At 66.2% G+C, this 16,892-nt stretch carries 15 protein-coding genes, 1 tRNA gene and 1 riboswitch; of the genes, 12 read left to right on the top strand and 4 right to left on the bottom strand.

Annotated elements, in window-relative coordinates; translation table 11 throughout:
* Nucleotides 1-105: 105 nt before the first annotated feature.
* Complete coding sequence (locus FB468_RS08205) at nucleotides 106-798, bottom strand: response regulator transcription factor (protein ID WP_141886909.1); 693 nt, start codon at nucleotides 796-798, stop codon at nucleotides 106-108.
* Nucleotides 798-1,910: a sensor histidine kinase gene (locus tag FB468_RS08200; protein WP_141886908.1), complete on the bottom strand. Its 1,113-nt coding sequence runs from the start codon at nucleotides 1,908-1,910 to the stop codon at nucleotides 798-800. Before FB468_RS08200 ends, FB468_RS08205 begins: the two co-directional genes overlap by 1 nt.
* A 137-nt stretch (nucleotides 1,911-2,047) precedes the next feature.
* On the opposite strand from FB468_RS08200, the gene phoU reads away from it, so the two are divergent.
* Genes phoU through rlmB form a run of 3 tightly spaced genes read left to right on the top strand, consistent with a single transcriptional unit; the run spans nucleotide 2,048 to nucleotide 5,260 of the window.
* Entirely contained in the window at nucleotides 2,048-2,701 is a 654-nt protein-coding gene (gene phoU / locus FB468_RS08195) for a phosphate signaling complex protein PhoU (RefSeq protein ID WP_141886907.1), read from the top strand.
* Between the two features lie 58 nt (nucleotides 2,702-2,759).
* Nucleotides 2,760-4,244: a cysteine--tRNA ligase gene (cysS, locus tag FB468_RS08190; RefSeq protein WP_141886906.1), complete on the top strand. Its 1,485-nt coding sequence runs from the start codon at nucleotides 2,760-2,762 to the stop codon at nucleotides 4,242-4,244.
* The gene (rlmB, locus tag FB468_RS08185) at nucleotides 4,241-5,260 is read left to right on the top strand and encodes a 23S rRNA (guanosine(2251)-2'-O)-methyltransferase RlmB (protein WP_141886905.1); all 1,020 of its coding nucleotides are present in this window, start codon (nucleotides 4,241-4,243) and stop codon (nucleotides 5,258-5,260) included. The genes cysS and rlmB overlap by 4 nt, the downstream gene beginning before the upstream one ends.
* Nucleotides 5,261-5,375: 115 nt before the next feature.
* Here rlmB and serC read toward each other — a convergent pair whose 3' ends face one another.
* Nucleotides 5,376-6,500 (bottom strand): phosphoserine transaminase, encoded by a 1,125-nt coding sequence (serC, locus tag FB468_RS08180; RefSeq protein WP_141886904.1) that lies wholly within the window; start codon nucleotides 6,498-6,500, stop codon nucleotides 5,376-5,378.
* Between the two features lie 161 nt (nucleotides 6,501-6,661).
* Here serC and FB468_RS08175 point away from each other — a divergent pair, with 161 nt between their 5' ends.
* From FB468_RS08175 to FB468_RS08160, 4 genes are all read left to right on the top strand, one after another.
* Nucleotides 6,662-7,351, top strand: a complete 690-nt coding sequence (locus FB468_RS08175) for an iron-dependent transcriptional repressor DtxR (protein ID WP_141886903.1) — start codon at nucleotides 6,662-6,664, stop codon at nucleotides 7,349-7,351.
* Between the two features lie 99 nt (nucleotides 7,352-7,450).
* Nucleotides 7,451-8,803, top strand: a complete 1,353-nt coding sequence (gdhA, locus tag FB468_RS08170; RefSeq protein ID WP_141886902.1) for an NADP-specific glutamate dehydrogenase — start codon at nucleotides 7,451-7,453, stop codon at nucleotides 8,801-8,803.
* 124 nt (nucleotides 8,804-8,927) lie between these two features.
* The gene (locus FB468_RS08165; RefSeq protein ID WP_141886901.1) at nucleotides 8,928-9,677 is read left to right on the top strand and encodes an NlpC/P60 family protein; all 750 of its coding nucleotides are present in this window, start codon (nucleotides 8,928-8,930) and stop codon (nucleotides 9,675-9,677) included.
* Nucleotides 9,678-9,849: 172 nt separating this feature from the next.
* Nucleotides 9,850-9,922 (top strand) — tRNA-Arg (locus FB468_RS08160).
* Between the two features lie 28 nt (nucleotides 9,923-9,950).
* Here FB468_RS08160 and FB468_RS08155 read toward each other — a convergent pair.
* Complete coding sequence (locus FB468_RS08155) at nucleotides 9,951-10,976, bottom strand: Lrp/AsnC family transcriptional regulator (RefSeq protein ID WP_141886900.1); 1,026 nt, start codon at nucleotides 10,974-10,976, stop codon at nucleotides 9,951-9,953.
* Between the two features lie 114 nt (nucleotides 10,977-11,090).
* Here FB468_RS08155 and FB468_RS08150 point away from each other — a divergent pair, with 114 nt between their 5' ends.
* From FB468_RS08150 to FB468_RS08130, 5 genes are all read left to right on the top strand, one after another.
* A complete protein-coding gene (locus FB468_RS08150) occupies nucleotides 11,091-12,380 on the top strand; it encodes an MFS transporter (RefSeq protein ID WP_170219670.1) in 1,290 nt (429 codons plus the stop codon).
* Nucleotides 12,377-13,579 carry a M20 metallopeptidase family protein gene (locus FB468_RS08145; RefSeq protein WP_141886898.1) on the top strand — a complete coding sequence of 401 codons (1,203 nt, stop codon included), beginning with the start codon at nucleotides 12,377-12,379 and terminating at the stop codon, nucleotides 13,577-13,579. The genes FB468_RS08150 and FB468_RS08145 overlap by 4 nt, the downstream gene beginning before the upstream one ends.
* Nucleotides 13,576-14,946, top strand: a complete 1,371-nt coding sequence (locus tag FB468_RS08140) for an MmgE/PrpD family protein (protein WP_170219669.1) — start codon at nucleotides 13,576-13,578, stop codon at nucleotides 14,944-14,946. Before FB468_RS08145 ends, FB468_RS08140 begins: the two co-directional genes overlap by 4 nt.
* Entirely contained in the window at nucleotides 14,943-16,019 is a 1,077-nt protein-coding gene (locus tag FB468_RS08135) for an asparaginase (RefSeq protein WP_141886896.1), read from the top strand. The genes FB468_RS08140 and FB468_RS08135 overlap by 4 nt, the downstream gene beginning before the upstream one ends.
* Before the next feature lie 262 nt (nucleotides 16,020-16,281).
* Nucleotides 16,282-16,447, top strand: a riboswitch (M-box (ykoK) riboswitch).
* Nucleotides 16,448-16,495: 48 nt separating this feature from the next.
* Nucleotides 16,496-16,861 (top strand): hypothetical protein, encoded by a 366-nt coding sequence (locus FB468_RS08130; protein ID WP_141886895.1) that lies wholly within the window; start codon nucleotides 16,496-16,498, stop codon nucleotides 16,859-16,861.
* Nucleotides 16,862-16,892 lie beyond the last annotated feature (31 nt).

Raw genomic sequence — 16,892 nt, 5'->3', positions numbered from 1 at the left:
CACAAGCCGCAGCACAGAGGCGCCCCGCGAGAATCTCGCGGGGCGCCTCTGTCATTGCTGGGGCGGTGCCGTGGCCGCGGAGCCAGGTGGCCGCGCAGCCAGGCCCTACCCGAAGCGGTAGCCGACCCCGCGCACCGTCGAGATGAGCTTGGGCTGCGCCGGCTCCTCCTCGATGCGTGATCGCACCCGCTTCACGTGCACATCGAGCGTCTTCGTGTCGCCGTAGTAGTCGCTGCCCCACACCCGGTCGATGAGCTGACCGCGGGTGAGAACGCGGCCGCTGTGGCGCATGAGTAGTTCGAGCAGCTCGAACTCGCGCAGCGGCATTGCGATCTCAGAGCCGCGCACGGTGACGGTGTGGCGATCGGTGTCGAGCCTGATCCCGTGAGACTCGAGCGCGCCCCCGTCTTCGTCGAGGTCGGCCTCTTCGGCGGGCACCGCGCGTCGCAGTGCCGCGCGTACGCGCGCGAGCAGCTCGCGAGTCGAGTAGGGCTTCGTCACGTAGTCGTCGGCGCCAAGCTCGAGGCCGACGACGATATCGATTTCGCTGTCTTTCGCGGTGAGCATGATGATCGGCACCTGCGAGCGCGACCGGATCTCGCGGCAGACCTCTGTGCCCGGCAGGCCCGGCAGCATGAGGTCGAGCAGCACCAGGTCGGCGCCGTCGGAGGCAAAGGCGCGAACCGCGTCGTTACCGTCGGCGACGACAGTCACCCGGTAACCCTCGCGCTCGAGCAGAAACGCAAGGGGCTTCGAGATGGACTCTTCGTCTTCGACGAGGAGGATGCTTGGGGACACTACACGCGTCCTTTCGTGTCTGTGAGCTGCTTGAGTGCTTTACGCGTGCGTTTGACACGCTTCGCGCGTTTCTTCTTCGGGATGTCGTTGAGTGGGAAGGACAGTGTGAAGCGGGCGCCCTCGCCCGGCTTGGATCTGACGGTGACGTCGCCGCCGTGCGCGCGGAGCGAGTGGCGGGCAATGCTCAGCCCGAGCCCGGTGCCGCCATCCTCGCGGCTGCGCGCGCCGTCGACGCGGTAGAACCGTTCGAAGATGCGCTCGAGGTGCTCCTGGGCGATCCCGGGCCCTGAATCCGTGATCGTCACGGTGAAGTGCCGCTTCTTGTGTGCGATCCGGATCCTGACCGATGCGCCCTCGGGGGAGTGGCGGATCGCGTTGCTGAGAATGTTCGCCACCGCGCTCTCGATCGCGCTTTTGCGCCCCTGGATCGCCGACGTGCGCTTCGGGTTCGCGCTATCGATGAAGAACAGGTCAACGCCCCGGCGCCCAGCGAAGCTCTCGTGCGCGTCGATCTCTTCGTCGACGACCGCTCGCAGATCCACGTAGTCGAGCAGCTCCGGGCTCAGCGTCGATTGCGCCTCGGAGAGCTGGATGATGTCGCGAGACAGGTCGGCGAGGCGCTTCGACTCCTTGACGAGGCTCGCCGCGAACTCGCGCACGAGCTCTGGGTCGCCCGCGGCCTCCAACACGGCTTCCGCGAGGAGGCCGACCGCGGCGATCGGCGTCTTCAGCTCGTGGGAGACGTTCGCTATGAAATCGCGCCGCATCGCGGTGAGCCGCTGCTCCTCAGCGAGATCCTCCGCGATCACCACGAGGAAGTCGCTCTCGATCGGGATCACGTGCGTGCGAACGGGCGCACCCGGGTCGCTCGGCTTCGGGTCGCGGTGGGAGGGGGATCCTGACGCGAGGGCCGCCTGCGCGCGCTTGCGGAATTCGCTCGTGCGGAGCAGCCCGAGCTCGGTCGGCGTCTCGCTGCGGCGGGCCACCTCGTTCGCGTAGACCGCGGTGAGCGAGCTGTCGAGAATGACAGCGAACACGTCGAGTCCGTCGAGGATTGCGGTTGCAGTCTCGGGGAGGCCATGGCTCGCGGGGAGCTCGGCAAGGTGGAGCATGTCTTCATCGTAAACGGGAGCGAACCATCCGCGCACCGGGTAGTGAAGAGTTCGCCCACTGTTTACCTTGCGGTGACGGACAGTTCACCGTGAGAAGCGAAAGTAAGAACGCAAGAGATTGCCCACGAAAGGACATCATGCGCGCAGTATTTCAGCAGTCGCTGAGCGAGTTGCAAGAGCGACTCGCAGTTATGGCGGAGCTCGTCGAGGCTTCGATCGGCGAGGCAACGACAGCCTTTGGCGATTCGGATGCCGAGCTTGCCGAGAATGTCATCGAGCGGTCGGAGGAGGTCAACGCGCTCGCGCTCGCGCTCGATGAGCTCGCGTTCGACATTCTGCTCCGCCAGTCGCCCGTCGCCTCCGACCTGCGTCTCGTCGTCGCGTCGCTGCGCATGAGCTCCGAGCTCGAGCGCATGTCTGACCTCGCAGAGCACATCGCGGAGCTCGCGCGCTACCGGTACCCGGACAGTGCGATCCCGAAGGGCCTGCGCAAGGTCTTCACCCGCATGGGCGCGCTCGACGTTGAGATGGCCGAGGCCGTCGTTCGGTTGCTGCGCGAGCAGGATCCCGCGACGATCCTTGAGATCCGTGACCTCGAAGACGACCTTGACAAGCTTCACGCGAAGGTCTTCTCGAAGATGCTCAGCGACAAGGTGAACGCCGACGCGCTCGGCCTCGTCGACGCGACGCTCGCTAGCCGCTACCACGAGCGCTTCGGCGACCACGCTGTCGGCGTCGCGAAGCAGATGCAGTTCTTCTTCTCGGGTGAGATCTCGAACGACCTCTCGTAGCAGCTGGACGGCTGAAACATTCCCCGGCCACCGGGGCGGCAAACGGTAGGCTTGGAGCGTGACACAACGCATCTACGACACGCACAAGCAGGCAATTGTTGACTTCGTTCCGCAGCAGGCGGGCAAGGTTGGCATGTACGTTTGTGGGCCCACCGTGCAGTCGGCGCCGCACATCGGCCACCTGCGCAGCGTGCTCGTGTACGACCAGATGCGCAGGTGGTTCCGTGCGACAGGTCACGACGTCACCCTGATTCGGAACGTCACGGACATCGACGACAAGATTCTCGACAACGCTCGCGCGGCTCAGGAGTCGGGCGGCACCGAGGAGTGGTGGGCGCTCGCCTACCGCGTCGAGCGCGAGTTCACGGCGGCGTACGATGCGCTCGGCGTGCTCGCGCCGACCTACGAGCCGCGGGCGACCGCGAATATCCGCGAGATGGTCGCGCTCATCGGCGAACTCATTGAGCGTGGGCACGCCTACCAGGCAAACGATGGTTCGGCGAGCGTCTACTTCGATACGGGCAGCTGGGCGGCTTACGGCTCCCTCACGCGGCAGCGGCGCGACCAGATGGAGGACGCGGCCGACTCCGAGCCCGTTGGCAAGCGAGATCCGCGAGACTTCGCGCTGTGGAAAGCGCACCGGGATACCGAGCCCGCGACCGCGTCGTGGCCGTCCCCCTGGGGCGATGGCCGGCCCGGCTGGCACATCGAGTGCTCGGCGATGGCTCAGCGCTACCTCGGCGACGCCTTCGACATCCACGGCGGCGGGCTCGACCTGCGCTTCCCGCACCACGAGAACGAGCTCGCGCAGTCGCGCGCCGCGGGTCAGGGCTTCGCGAACCACTGGGTGCACAACGGCCTCGTGCATACGGGCGGCCAGAAGATGTCGAAGTCGCTCGGCAACTCGCTCTTCGCTGCAGACCTGCTCGCGCAGGCCCGCCCGGTCGTGCTCCGCTATTTCCTGGGAGCCGCGCACTACCGTTCGACGCTCGAGTACTCGGCGGGCTCGCTCGCCGAGGCGGCCGCGGCGTTCGACCGTATCGAGGGCTTCCTCGAGCGCGCCGAAGAGTACATCGTCGGGGCCGCTGAGGATCGGGCCGCCGGCGAGGCCGCCGCGGAGCTCTACCTGGCGCCGCTCGGGGGCGCCGCGACGACCGAATCGCTCCCCGCCGAGTTCACCGCGGCGATGCTCGACGACTTCGCCATCCCGCAGGCGCTCGCGGCGCTTCACGAGGCGGTTCGCGCCGGAAATTCGGCGATCGACGCTGGCGACGGCGACACCCTGCTGCACCGCGCGATCGAGGTCGTCGCGATGCTCGATGTGCTTGGACTCGATCCACGCGATAGTCTGTGGGGCGCGGCTTCTGGGAACGCCGCTGCCGACACGGCGCTCGACGCGCTCGTAGTTGGCCTCATCGAACAGCGTGCCGAAGCGCGCGCGAACAAAGACTTCGCCACCAGCGACGCGATCAGGGATCGTCTTGCCGGGGCCGGAATCATCCTTGAAGACAGTCCGACCGGAACCCGCTGGAGCCACGCATGACCAATAAGAAGGGGCGCACAGGCGCCGTACGCAAGAAGGGGCTCGGCAAGGGCGTCGGATCTGGCGGCCAGGGCCGCCAGGCGCTCGAGGGCCGCGGCCCCACGCCTAAGGCAGTCGATCGCGAGTACCACCCCGCCGCGAAGGCGAAGGCCGCTCGCGAGCGCTACGAGGCCGCGAAGGCGCGCCACCAGCGCGGTGGCGCCGGGGCAGGCGGAGGCCAGGGGCAGAGTAAGCGCAAGGCCGACGAGTCTGAGCTCGTCACCGGCCGCAACGCCGTGCTTGAAGCGCTGCGCACGAAGATCCCGGCAACCACACTGTACATCGCAGCGCGCGTTGAGATGGATGACCGGATGCGCGAGATCATGCGCATCGCTACGAACCGCGGCGTGGCCGTGCTCGAAGTGATGCGCCAAGAGCTCGACCGGATGACCGACCGCGACACCGTCCACCAGGGCGTGGTGCTCAAGGTCCCGCCGATGGAGTACGCGCACCCGATGGACCTCCTCGAAGAGGTGTTTGACCGCGACGAGACCCCGCTGTTCGTTGCGCTCGACGGCGTGACTGACCCCCGCAACCTCGGCGCGATCATCCGCTCCGTCGGCGCGTTCGGCGGCCAGGGCGTCATCGTGCCGCAGCGTCGCACTGCGAGCCTGAACTCGGCCTCGTGGAAGACCTCGGCAGGCGCCGCGGCGCGCATCCCCGTCGCGCGCGCATCGAACCTCACGCAGACGCTGAAAGAGCTGAAGAAGCAGGGGCTCTTCGTCGTCGGCCTCGACGGCGACGGTGACGTTAGCCTCCCGGGCCTCGACCTCGCGGGCCGCCCGCTCGTGATCGTCGTCGGCAGCGAGGGCAAGGGCCTGTCCCGCCTCGTCAGTGAGACGTGCGACGCTATCGTGTCGATCCCGATATCTGCGGTCACCGAGTCGCTGAACGCTGGCATCGCCGCGTCGGTAGCACTCTACGAGGTGTCGAAGCTTCGCGCGGCTGATGCCGCGTCGGCCGCAGCCGCCGAGTAGCCGATCGGCGGGCTCTCGCCCGCTTCTCGGGCCGCCCGGCCACACAGCACGAAAGCCCCCGCCTCGGCGGGGGCTTTCGTGTGTCGCGGGAGGGCATCCAGCGCGGCGGGGCCGGCTAGAGGCGCTCGAGGATGTAGTCGATCGCGCCGGTCAGCGTGCGCACGTCGTCGGGCTCGATCGCCGTGAACGTCGCGATGCGCAGCTGGTTACGGCCGAGCTTTCGGTAGGGCTCGGTGTCGACGATTCCGTTCTCGCGGAGCGCCTTCGAGATCGCCGAGGCGTCGATCGAATCGTCGAAGTCGATGGTCGCGACGACCTGCGAGCGGTGGGCGGGGTCGGTCACGAACGGCGTCGCAACCTCGGACTGCTCGGCCCACTCGTAGAGCACGCCCGACGACTCGGCGGTGCGCGCCGAAGCCCAGGTCAATCCGCCGTTCTCGTTGATCCAACGCACCTGCTCGTCCATGAGGGCGAGCGTCGCAAGCGCCGGGGTGTTGAGCGTCTGGTTCAGGCGCGAGTTCGAGAGCGCGCCCGCAAGGTTCAGCGTCTCGGGGATGTAGCGGTCGCCGTTGGTCTGCTGCTCGATGCGCGCGATTGCGGCGGGGGAGACGAGCGCGAACCACAGGCCCCCGTCTGAGGCGAAGTTCTTCTGCGGGGAGAAGTAGTAGACGTCGGTCTCTGCCGCGTCGAAATCGATGCCGCCAGCCGCGCTGGTCGCATCGACGACGGTGAGGGCACCGGGATCCATGTCGGGGCCTGCCGCCCGCCGAACCTCGGCCATGACACCGGTCGAGGTCTCGTTGTGCGGGTAAGCGTAGACGTCAACGCCGGCCTGGACGAGCAGCTCCGAGCGCGAGCCCGCGTCTGCCTTGCGGATGATCGGCTCCTCAAGGAACGGGGCAGCCGCCGCGGCTGCGCCAAACTTCGCGCCGAACTCACCGAAGGTGAGGTGCTGGCTGCGACGTGAGATCAGCGAGTGAACCGCCGAGTCCCAGAACGTCGTTGCCCCACCGTTCGCGAGCAGGATCTCGTAGCCCTCGGGCGCGCGAAACATCGACGCGAGGCCCTCGCGCAGCGAACCGACGAGGTTCTTCACCGGCGCCTGGCGGTGCGAGGTACCGATGACGGTCGACTGCAGGCTTGCGAGGAAGGCGAGCTGTTCGTCGCGCACCTTCGACGGTCCGCAACCGAAACGACCGTCTGCGGGAATGAGTGAGGAGGGAAGTTCAATCGCGGGCATGCCCTAATTCTATGGACTAACGCGCGCCAGGTTGGCATTTACGGGGCCGTGCGCCCATTCCGTTGGCCGAATACTGCGCACCCGTGGCCGAACTGTTGCGTGAGCCCAGCAGAAAGATGTCGTAAGCTGGGGCTACGCAGACGGCTGGTGGGGTATATACATTGACGGATCTGATTGACACTACCGAGATGTACCTTCGAACAATTCTCGAACTCGAGGAAGAAGGTATCGTTCCGCTGCGCGCGCGGATTTCCGAGCGCCTGGGGCACTCGGGGCCGACGGTATCGCAGACGGTAGCTCGCATGGAGCGCCTCGGGCTCGTCGTCGTTACTGACGATCGCCAGCTGGCGTTCACCGAGGAGGGGCACGCCCGCGCGATCCGCGTCATGCGGAAGCACCGCCTCGCGGAGCGGCTGCTCGCCGACGTCATTGGGCTCGAGTGGGAGTTCGTGCACGAAGAGGCATGCCGCTGGGAGCACGTGATGAGTGAGCAGGTCGAGCGGAAGCTGCTCGGCATCCTCGACCGGCCGACGGTGTCGCCATACGGCAACCGCATTCCCGGGCTTGAGGAGTTGGGTGCGACCCCGGCTCCCGCCGCAAGCGTGAGCGAACTGAGCCTGCTCGACTGGCTCGCCGAACCGCACAACCCGACCGAGGCGACGATCCGCCGCCTCGCAGAGCCCGCGCAGTACGAGCCGGAGCTGCTGGCGCAGCTCTCTGCGGCGAGCGTGCTGCCCGGCAACAAAGCTTCTTTCACCCGCACAGGCGACTTCGTGCGCGTTGAGGTGGAAGGGAACAGTGAGGCCATCGACATTCCCGTGGAGGTGGCGGCACACATTTTCGTCTCATAGATGAGGCGGCGCCTACGTACATGGCGTTTCGTAGGCGTTCGATATCGCCTTATTTGGCGAGCCCATGAACCATGGAGCTGATACCCCGAGGAGACAGCATTGTCACTTCCAACGTCGGAGGCGCACCTTAGCGCTGTTCTAGAAGCTGTCGAGGGTCGGAACGCCGGAGAGCCAGAGTTTCTCCAGGCCGTCCGTGAGGTGCTCGAAACCCTGGGTCCCGTGCTCAACGAGCACCCCGAATACATTGAGAGCGGCATTCTTGAACGCCTCGTCGAGCCCGAGCGGCAGCTCGCCTTCCGCGTGCCCTGGGTAGACGACGCGGGCAAGGTGCAGGTCAACCGCGGGTACCGCGTGCAGTTCAACGCGGCGCTCGGCCCCTACAAGGGCGGGTTGCGGTTCCACCCGAGCGTCAACCTCTCCGTCGTGAAGTTCCTCGGGTTTGAGCAGGTCTTCAAGAACGCGCTCACATCGCAGCGCATCGGCGGCGGCAAGGGCGGTTCAGACTTCGACCCGGCAGGCAAGAGTGACGCAGAGGTCATGCGGTTCTGCCAGGCCTACATGACCGAGCTCGTGCACTACATCGGCGAGCACACCGACGTTCCCGCGGGTGATATCGGTGTTGGTGCGCGCGAGATCGGCTACCTCTTCGGCCAGTACCGCCGCCTGACGCACCGCTACGAATCGGGCGTGCTCACCGGTAAGGGCAAGGGCTGGGGCGGCGCAGAGGTGCGCACCGAGGCTACGGGCTACGGCGCCGTGTTCTTCGCGGAGGAAATGCTCGCGCGCTCAGGTGACGGGGTCGCTGGCCGCCGCGCAATCGTATCGGGATCGGGTAACGTCGCGATCTACGTCATCGAGAAGATTCAGCAGCTTGGCGGTCGCGCAGTGACGGCCTCTGACTCGAGCGGCTACATCGTCGACGAAGCCGGCATTGACGTCGAGCTGCTCAAGCAGGTGAAGGAGAACGAGCGGGCGCGAATCTCCGAGTACGCTGAACGGCGGCCCGGCGCGCACTACGTCGAGGGCGGCAGCGTCTGGGACGTGCGGGGCGAACTCGCGTTCCCGTGCGCTACCCAGAACGAGCTGGGGGAGAGCGCTGCCCGCGCCCTCTTGAAGAACGGCGTTCGCGCCGTCGCAGAGGGCGCGAACATGCCCACCACTCCTGAAGCCATTGAGCTGCTGCAGGGTGCCGGCGTGCTCTTCGCGCCGGGCAAGGCGGCAAACGCCGGTGGCGTTGCAACGTCTGCCCTCGAGATGAGCCAGAACGCCGCCCGCTCGCGCTGGGACTTCGACAAGAGCGAGAACCGGCTGCACGAGATCATGCGCGACGTGCACGAGCTCTGCTACTCGGCCTCCGAGCGCTACGGCAAGCCGGGCGACTACGTGCTCGGCGCCAACTCGGCGGGCTTCGTGACGGTGGCTCAGGCCATGCTCGAACAGGGCGTGATTTGAGCCCTGTTTTGGCTTCGTAATCCAAGCGTGACAATTTCGTGATGTTCGGTTAGGCTTGGTCAAGTCTTGGCTTCAACGGTCACAAGCTGACCGCCATTAAGCACCAACGTAAGGTAGATATTTCGTGAATTCACAGCCCAGCACTGAGGTCGTAGCTGCGACCGCACCCGCAGCTTCGTCCAAGGCGAAGGTCAAGAAGATCGCACGAGTGGGCGGCGCCGCCGTTTTCACTTTCGCCATGTTCGGCACGCTTGCGCTGCCGGCCTACGCGTTCAACGACAAAGAAGAGCCCGTCGCAGCAGTCGCCGAATCGCAGACGATTAAGGTCACCGCTGGCCCCGCGCTCACCAAGATCGACGACATCCCGCTTGAGGTCGACACGACCGTCGCCGAGCAGGAGCAGCGCGAGAAGCTCGTAGCAGAGGCTGAGAAGCGCGCTGCTGAGCTTGCGGCTAACAAGGACACCAAGACCACCTCGGGCGCATCGGCTACCCCCGCTGCAGCTGAGGTTCCGGCTGGTTCGGGCGCAAGCGGCCTCGTCGCAGCTGCCCTCGCACAGGTCGGCGTTTCGCAGGACTGCACCGACCTCGCGCAGAACGCGCTCGCAGCGATCGGCCTGACCGAGCGCCGCGACCAGGGCGGGTACGACCACGGCGTAAGCGACTTCTTCCGCTACGGTGCTTCGGTTGACTACGTGCACGGCACCACGGCGCTCGCACCCGGTGACCTCCTCATGTGGCCCGGTGCTCCCCACGTTGCTGTCTACATCGGTGGCGGCCAGGCCGTCCACGGTGGCTGGACCGGCGGTACCACCGTCGTCGCTGGCCTCAGCACCTACGCTGGCTTGCCGACTCAGGTTGTGCGCATGAGCTAATTGCTCGTTTGCGAGTAAGGGCGTGGCTTCCGTGCCGCGCCCTTTCTGCATTTTTGGGGCTTCGGTTTTCTAGGGCTTGGTTTGGCGGCGCTTGGTTTTTTCGGCGTGCGGGTTTTCCGGCGCGGCGGCTCGGTGCGCTAGACTCGTTGCTTGGCGCCCTGTGGCGCTTCCCGCCTTGGTAGCTCAGTGGATAGAGCACTTCTCTCCTAAAGAAGGTGTCGGAGGTTCGATTCCTCTCCAGGGCACAACACGGGCCTCGTGGTCCGTTTGGCTTTAGCCGTCCAGTGGCTCTGGAAGCCGGTGAGCGATTGTCTGTCCCGTTGCGAATCCGGTCCCGGTGAGGATGTGCCCGTAGTGCTTGACCGAGCCGATCACGAGGGAGCGGTCGATCACCACTAAGTCCGGTATGCGCGTCGACACCATCACCTCGAACCGCTGTGCGTCGGCGAGCGTGCGCAGCCACGCCGAGATCATGATGTTGCTCTCGCCAAGCGTGAGCAGCACGGAACGTACCTCCTCCACATTGGTGAGGGCCTCCGCGACCGCGGTCGCGCGTTCCGCAGGCACCCGGAACGAGTACCAGACATAGTGCGGCCAGGCAGTCAGCGTGCGTGCGACATCAACTCTGACCGAGAGCAGCCCTGCACTCTGGAGCCCTGCGATCGCGTCGTGCACGCGCTTCTGGCTGAAACCGGTACGCCGCGCGATCGTCGCAATCGGTGCCCTACCGTCGTGGTTCAGCTGAGCGATCACTGCGCGCTCGACGTCCAGCGGCTGGCGCCGCGCGTTCACGGGTATAGCGGGCTGTAGCGCGGCTACCCTGGCCTGCTCTGCGGGAGAGAGTGCTCGCGGTGTCCACGGGCGAGCGTCGGTCATCATTGACGTCACAACGGTAGTGCGCACCGACGTCGCATCTTCGAGCCCGCCCATGTCACGAAGCACATACATCGAGAGCGCCTCGAGGTCTGGCGCGGCCACGGTGACAAGAATGTCGCGAGCGCCGGCGGTGAGATTAATAGTCAGGGCCTCGCTATCCTGTGCGAGCTGTCTCGCTACCTCATGAGCTCGGCCCGGTTTGCACTGTACCTCGGCGACGGCGACGGTGAAGGGTGTTCCGAGGGTGCCGTAGCCGGTCACGTACACCTGCCCGCGTTCGGTGAGCTTTGCCCAGCGCCTCGCGAGAGTCGCGGCGTCAACCCCAATGACGGGCGCGAGTGCGCTCCATGCGGCGCGCGGTGCGAGCTTTACGGCGTGGATAAGTCGCAGATCAAGGTCATCGAGGGAGTTTTCTGGCGACATTGCTCCATAATATGCATAAATCCTGCGATGCGCTCCATGCCTTCGGACGGTTTCTATGCTGTGTTCTGCTCAACACCCTCGTGCGGAAACCGCAACATTTTCGAAGGAGAAAACATGTCAGAGGACACAGCCCAGCGCACGGACGCGCCGGTCAAGGAAAAGCGTGCGCCGCTGCCGCGTTCCGTGAAGTTCACAGTCGCGATCCTGTTTGCCGCGTGGATCGTGGACTACATCGACCGGCTCGTGATCACGATCGTGCTACCGCTCATCGGCGCAGACCTCGAACTCAACAACACCCAACTCGGCCTGCTCGCCTCCGGGTTCTTCTTCGCCTACGCGTTCGCGCAGGTCCCGGGCGGCATGCTCACTGATAGGTTCGGGGGTCGCCCGATCGCAGGCGTTGCGATGCTCACCTGGTCGGTTTTCACCGCCCTGTCAGGCCTCGTCAGTAGCTTCGGGGTGCTGTTTACCATTCGTGTGCTGTTCGGCGCCGCGCAGGCCCCGTTCCCGAGCGCCGCGGCGAAGATCCTCGCGGAGCGCACCACACCGAATCAGCGGATGACGGCGCAGGGCATCGTCTCGGCCTCGAACGGCATCGGGTCCCTCGTCGGCTACCTCGTGATTCCGCCCGTGGTCGTACTGCTCGGATGGCGGGGCACGTTCATTGCGATGGCGGGTCTCGGAGTGCTCAGTTTCTTCCTCCTCTTCCTGCTCCCGAAGCTGAACATCGAAGTCCCCAAGCCGTCCGCTGAGAGCGCGGCGGCACGGGCAGAGCAGTGGCGCCAGGTCCGCGCGCTCGTTCGGAACCCGACCATGATGATCTTTGCCGCAATGTACTTCGGCAGCAACCTCATCACCTGGGGCGTCGTGACCTGGATGCCGTCGTATCTGCAGCAGGTCCGTGGTATCGACGTGGGCAGCTCAAGCCTGTTGCTAGCTCTGCCCGCGCTGTGCATCGCGATCGGCATTTACGTTGGCGGACGCCTCACCGACAAGCTCGGTGGCGCGAGCGCGAAGATCGTTGCTCCGGCAATGGCCGTGAGCCTCGTCGCGATCATCCTCATGGCCTCCTCGGAGTCGCTGACGATGTTCATCATCTTCGAGTGCATCGCGATCTTCGGCTGCGGTCTTTGCAACGTTCCAGTCGTGTCAGTGCCGCTCAAGGCACTGTCGACGCAGCTCTCGGGAAGCGCGTTCTCCATCGTGAACTTCGGTGGCCAGCTCGCGGGCATCGTCGCGCCGCTCGCCATGGGGATCCTGCTCGACAGCTACGGCTACACGTCGGCATTCCTTTTCCTCGGCGTCGGAGCCGTGATCGCCATCGTGATGGCGATCATCGCTCCCCAGTCCGTTGCCGCGTTCGCCAAGCGCACGCGGCTCGTTGGACAGGAGGCGCAGCAGTGACATCGCCCACACCCCTGCAGCACCTGAGACGCGAACTGCACAGGCACCCGGAAGTCGGGCTGCATCTGCCCGACACCCGCGATCGAATCGAGCGCGAGCTCGCTCCGCTCGGCATTGAGCTTAGTTTCTCTGAACAGCTGAGCTCCATTGTTGGGGTGCTTCGGGGCAAACCGACAGGGCGCTCCGTACTTCTCCGCGCAGACATGGACGCTCTGCCCGTCGCCGAGCCCGCCGGGCTCGAGTACGCTTCGCAACGCCCGGGCGCGATGCACGCCTGCGGCCACGACCTGCATATGGCGGGCCTCGTCGGGGCTGCGCGACTGCTCTCGGCCCGGCGCACCGAGCTCGAGGGCGACGTCGTCTTCATGTTTCAGCCGGGCGAGGAGCGTCTCGGTGGTGCGCGAATCATGCTCGCTGAGGGCGTGCTCGACGCCGCGGGCGCCAGGGTAGGGGCGGCCTTCGCCGTGCACGTGAGCCCGGGGCCGCGCGGTACGTTTCTCACGCGCTCTGGCCCGACGCTCGCGGGGAGCAATGAACTGCGAGTCAAGATCGTTGGCCAGGGCGGGCACGGCTCTCAGCCGCACACCGCCCGAAACCCGATACCGGTTGCCGCCGAGGCAGTCGGCATCATGCAGTCATTCACGGCGCGGCGGCTCGACCCCTTCGACCCCGCGATCATCACGCCGACCGTCATTCGGGCGGGCGAAGCGATCAACGTCATCCCAGAGAGCGTCGAAGTGGCGGCCACGGTGCGTAACTTCTCGGCGCGAACGCTCGCGCGCGTAGGATCCGGTCTCGTTGAGGAACTTGAGGGTCTGGCTCGCGCTCACGGTATGACCGCGGAAGTGTCGCTGCACGTCGACTATCCGGTCACCGTCAACGACGAAGCCGCGACTGACTGGGCTGTCGCCGAGCTCGCCGGGCTGCTGGGCAACGAACGGGTCGCCGAGCTCCCACAACCGATCATGGGGTCGGAAGACTTCGCCTACGTGGCCGAACTCGTGCCGAGCACGATCTTCATGCTCGGCGCGTCTCCCGACGGGGTCGAGTTGAGCGCAGCAGCACCGAACCACTCGCCTCGAGTCTTGTTTGATGACTCTGTTCTCGACGATCAGGCCGCCGCGCTTGCGGCTCTCGCGGCTGGTTGGCTTGCCAGGGGATGGCGCTCGCTCGGGGGCGGGGCCGAGGGGGCGGCATGACGGCGTTGGAACGAATCGCCGAATGGGTGACGTCGAACCCCCCGGTCACAGCAGCGCGGCGTGCGGCGGCGACCGACGCCTTTGTCGACACGCTCGCCTGCATGGTCGCGGGCGCCTCGGACGTGTCGACGCTCGGCGCGATTGCGGTCGCGTCGCACGCAGATCCGCGGGAATCTGCCATGTGCGTCGACGGCGCGATGCGGGCGCCGAGCTCGGCCGCTCTCATCAACGGCACGGCCGCACACGCGCTCGACCTTGACGACAACTTCATCGGCGCCGCGACTCACGCCAGCGCCGTCCTTGTGCCCGCCCTGCTCGCCGCCGCGCGGCAGGCGGGCGCCGACGGTGCGGCGCTGCTGGACTCGTACCTCGTCGGGCTCCAGGTGCAGCGCGAGATCGGGCGAGAGATCGCCGCAAAGCACTACACCGCGGGCTGGCACGCGACATCAACGATCGGGCAGATTGGGGGTGCCGCTGCGGTAGCGCACCTGCTCGGACTCGACGCCACACGGATTGTCGCTGCAATGAGCGTCGCGGTGAGTACGGCGAGTGGCCTGAAGTGGCAATTCGGCACCCCGGTGAAGCCCGTTCATGCCGGGTTCGCCGCGCGCAGCTCGGTCGAGGCTGCGCTCTTTGCCCAGGCCGGGGTTGCCGGGCGCTCGGACGTCCTCGAAGGCGAGCGCGGATTCGCGGCCCTCTATGGAGCCCCACACGCGGACTGGCCGACGGCACCGATCGACACCTCCGTCGCGCATGCGATCGAACAACCCGGGCTCTTCCCGAAGCTCTACCCTTGTTGCGGGTCGACGCACCTCGCAATCGACGCGGTGCTCGACCTGCTCCGCGAGCACAGCTTCGCCGCTGCCGACGTCGCCGAGATCGTGGTGACCGTGCTGCGGCCGAACGCCGCAAACCTTCCGTACACCCATCCCGAGAACCCGACCCAGGCGAGGTTCTCGATGCAGTACGCGCTCATATCGGCGCTCGAGAGCGGCACAGTCTCGATGGCAGACTTCGAGCCGGCGACGGTGCGCGAGCGGCGCACACATCCACTGCTCGACAGGATCTCGGTTCGCACATGGTCGGAGAAGGCTGAGCGAATCATGCTCGACCAGGGGCGCACCCCGCACCGGGTCGAACTCACCCTGACCAACGGCCGGAAACTCGACCGCCAACGCGAAGTCGCTCGCGGGGCGGTGAGCGAGCCGTTCGCGCCGTGGGAGAAGCGCCGCAAGTTCACCTCGCTCTCCGGTCTTAGCGACGCGCATTATGACGCAGCCCTGCGGCTGGCGGCGTCGCCTAATATCGATGCAATTGAACGGCTGCTGGCGGCGGCCATCAGACTGAGAAACGGAGCAGGCGAGTGACGAGGCTATCCAGGCTGCCGCACGTGGCCGTCATCGGGTTGGGCGGGACCATCGCGAGTTCAACGCTCGTGCCAGACGACTTGATTACGTACGGAGCCCCGGGGTTTCACGTTGATGAACTGCTCGAGTATCTCCGCCCCGAGCTGCTGAACGTCGCCGAACTTGACGGCGAGCAGGTGCTCGCGAGCGGGTCGAGCGCGCTCGGTATCGCAGACCTGGTGCGGGTGTCGCACGCTGTGAACGATGCCCTCACCACGGCCGACGCGGTCGTGGTGACGAGCGGAAGCGATGCGCTCGAGGAGATCGCCTACTGGCTCGACCTCACTGTCCCAGCTGACCGCCCGGTCATCGTCACTGGATCGATGCGGCCGTTCGCCGTTCGGGATCCTGAGCGGCCGGCACCGCCGACCCGTCTCGTGCACGGTACGGACGGACCCGCGAACCTCTTGGCGGCGATCAGAGTCGCAGCGAGCGGTGTTACCGCCGGGCAGGGTGTTGTCGTCGTGTTTGGAGATCTACTGCATGCCGCGCGCGACGTCGTGAAACGCCATTCGACGCTTCCGGACCCTTTCGAAAGCCCGGTTTCGGGGCCCATCGGCTACGTTTTCGGTGGCTCGGTCGTACTGCACCGCCACGTCCTCCGCCCGCCGGGGGATCCTGCCAAGCCTCTCGTCGACCTCGCAGATCGTGTTGCGGGAGATGAGCCGCCCAGGGTCGAGATCCTCATCTCATATCCGGGCGGTGGGGGCGAAGCAGTCGAAGCGTATGTCAACGCGGGGGTGCGGGGGCTAGTGATCGCAGGCATGGGATTTGGGTCTATTTCGAATGGGCTCGCCGCGGCGGCGGGGCGGGCCGCGCAAGAGGGGCTCCCGGTGGTGTGCGTCTCCCGCACCGGAGCAGGGAGCACTGTCGCCAAGCGAGGATGGGAGATTCTCGCCGGAGACCTCGCCCCGACGAAAGCGCGGCTGCTGCTGATTCTTGCACTGCTCGTCGAACAATCGTCGGCTCGGCTCGCAGATACGATGGTCCGCCTGGCGATGCCTGCGGCTCCCGGGAAGCGCGACGCTACCTGAGCCAATTCGATCGGGGCTCTACTGCCGCTCGAGCAGCCGATGTACCCACTTCGCGCGGATTCACCCGGAAAATGCGTGTCTTTTCTGGGTGAAACGGTTCAAAGCGGGTGAATTGGGCGCTGTCGGGGCGCGCCGGGCGCTGGTGGGTCGGGCCGGGCAGGTCGGGCGCTGGTGGGCCAGGGCCGCCGGGCACCAGTCCCGCGGCGCCCAACACTTGCCCAAGTGCTTAGTTGCGCAAGTCGTTGAATGTTGTTAGGCTGGCAACGCGCTTCGTTCGGTGAGGCTCTTGCGTGAACATAGGCCACTGATCTGACGACATCGAGAGATGCCCAAGGTTAAGACAGGCGCCCTCGGCTTAAGGGGGTGCCCAAAGCGGCTGCACTGCGACTACGTCACGCAATGCCGAAGCTCTGACATGGAAGCGCGCTTCCCAAGCCCAAGGGCTTATTTGGTGTGCCCTGAGAGGAATAACCGGTATGCGCACAGCACTCGTCGAGCCGACAACCCAGACCCCACCCGTGCCCGCGACACAGCAGGCACAGCTGGCACAGCAAGCACTGCAGGCACAGCAGGGCGTGGCGGTGTCCACCTCCCACACTGAGGTGATGCCCGCGGGCGGCCCCGTCCGGTGGCGGAGCCAGTTCTTCAGCGAGCCCAACCCGAACCGGGCCGCCAAGCGGCGCCCGACACGGTACGAGCGCTTCACGACCCGCATGGTGCTTGTCAGCAGCATCATCATGCTCGGAGTGACCGCGTGCCTGCATGTCTTCAACTACGGGCTCGAGACGAAGACCTCATCGACGTCGGGCACGCACGGCAGCTTCTACAAAGAGAACGAGTAGAGCTCGGGCGCAGCCGGAACGGGCGGCACCG

It is taken from the genome of Leucobacter komagatae, from assembly GCF_006716085.1.
Lineage (GTDB): Bacteria > Actinomycetota > Actinomycetes > Actinomycetales > Microbacteriaceae > Leucobacter > Leucobacter komagatae.
This window is presented reverse-complemented; position numbering and strand designations above follow the sequence as displayed.

What these genes read in the sequence shown, in the direction of transcription:
- FB468_RS08200 (WP_141886908.1), bottom strand. Translation starts at nt 1,910, where the DNA reads ATGCTCCACCTTGCCGAGCTCCCCGCGAGCCATGGCCTCCCCGAGACT.
- phoU (WP_141886907.1), top strand. Translation starts at nt 2,048, where the DNA reads ATGCGCGCAGTATTTCAGCAGTCGCTGAGCGAGTTGCAAGAGCGACTC.
- rlmB (WP_141886905.1), top strand. Translation starts at nt 4,241, where the DNA reads ATGACCAATAAGAAGGGGCGCACAGGCGCCGTACGCAAGAAGGGGCTC.
- serC (WP_141886904.1), bottom strand. Translation starts at nt 6,500, where the DNA reads ATGCCCGCGATTGAACTTCCCTCCTCACTCATTCCCGCAGACGGTCGT.
- FB468_RS08155 (WP_141886900.1), bottom strand. Translation starts at nt 10,976, where the DNA reads ATGTCGCCAGAAAACTCCCTCGATGACCTTGATCTGCGACTTATCCAC.
- FB468_RS08150 (WP_170219670.1), top strand. Translation starts at nt 11,091, where the DNA reads ATGTCAGAGGACACAGCCCAGCGCACGGACGCGCCGGTCAAGGAAAAG.
- FB468_RS08140 (WP_170219669.1), top strand. Translation starts at nt 13,576, where the DNA reads ATGACGGCGTTGGAACGAATCGCCGAATGGGTGACGTCGAACCCCCCG.
- FB468_RS08130 (WP_141886895.1), top strand. Translation starts at nt 16,496, where the DNA reads ATGCGCACAGCACTCGTCGAGCCGACAACCCAGACCCCACCCGTGCCC.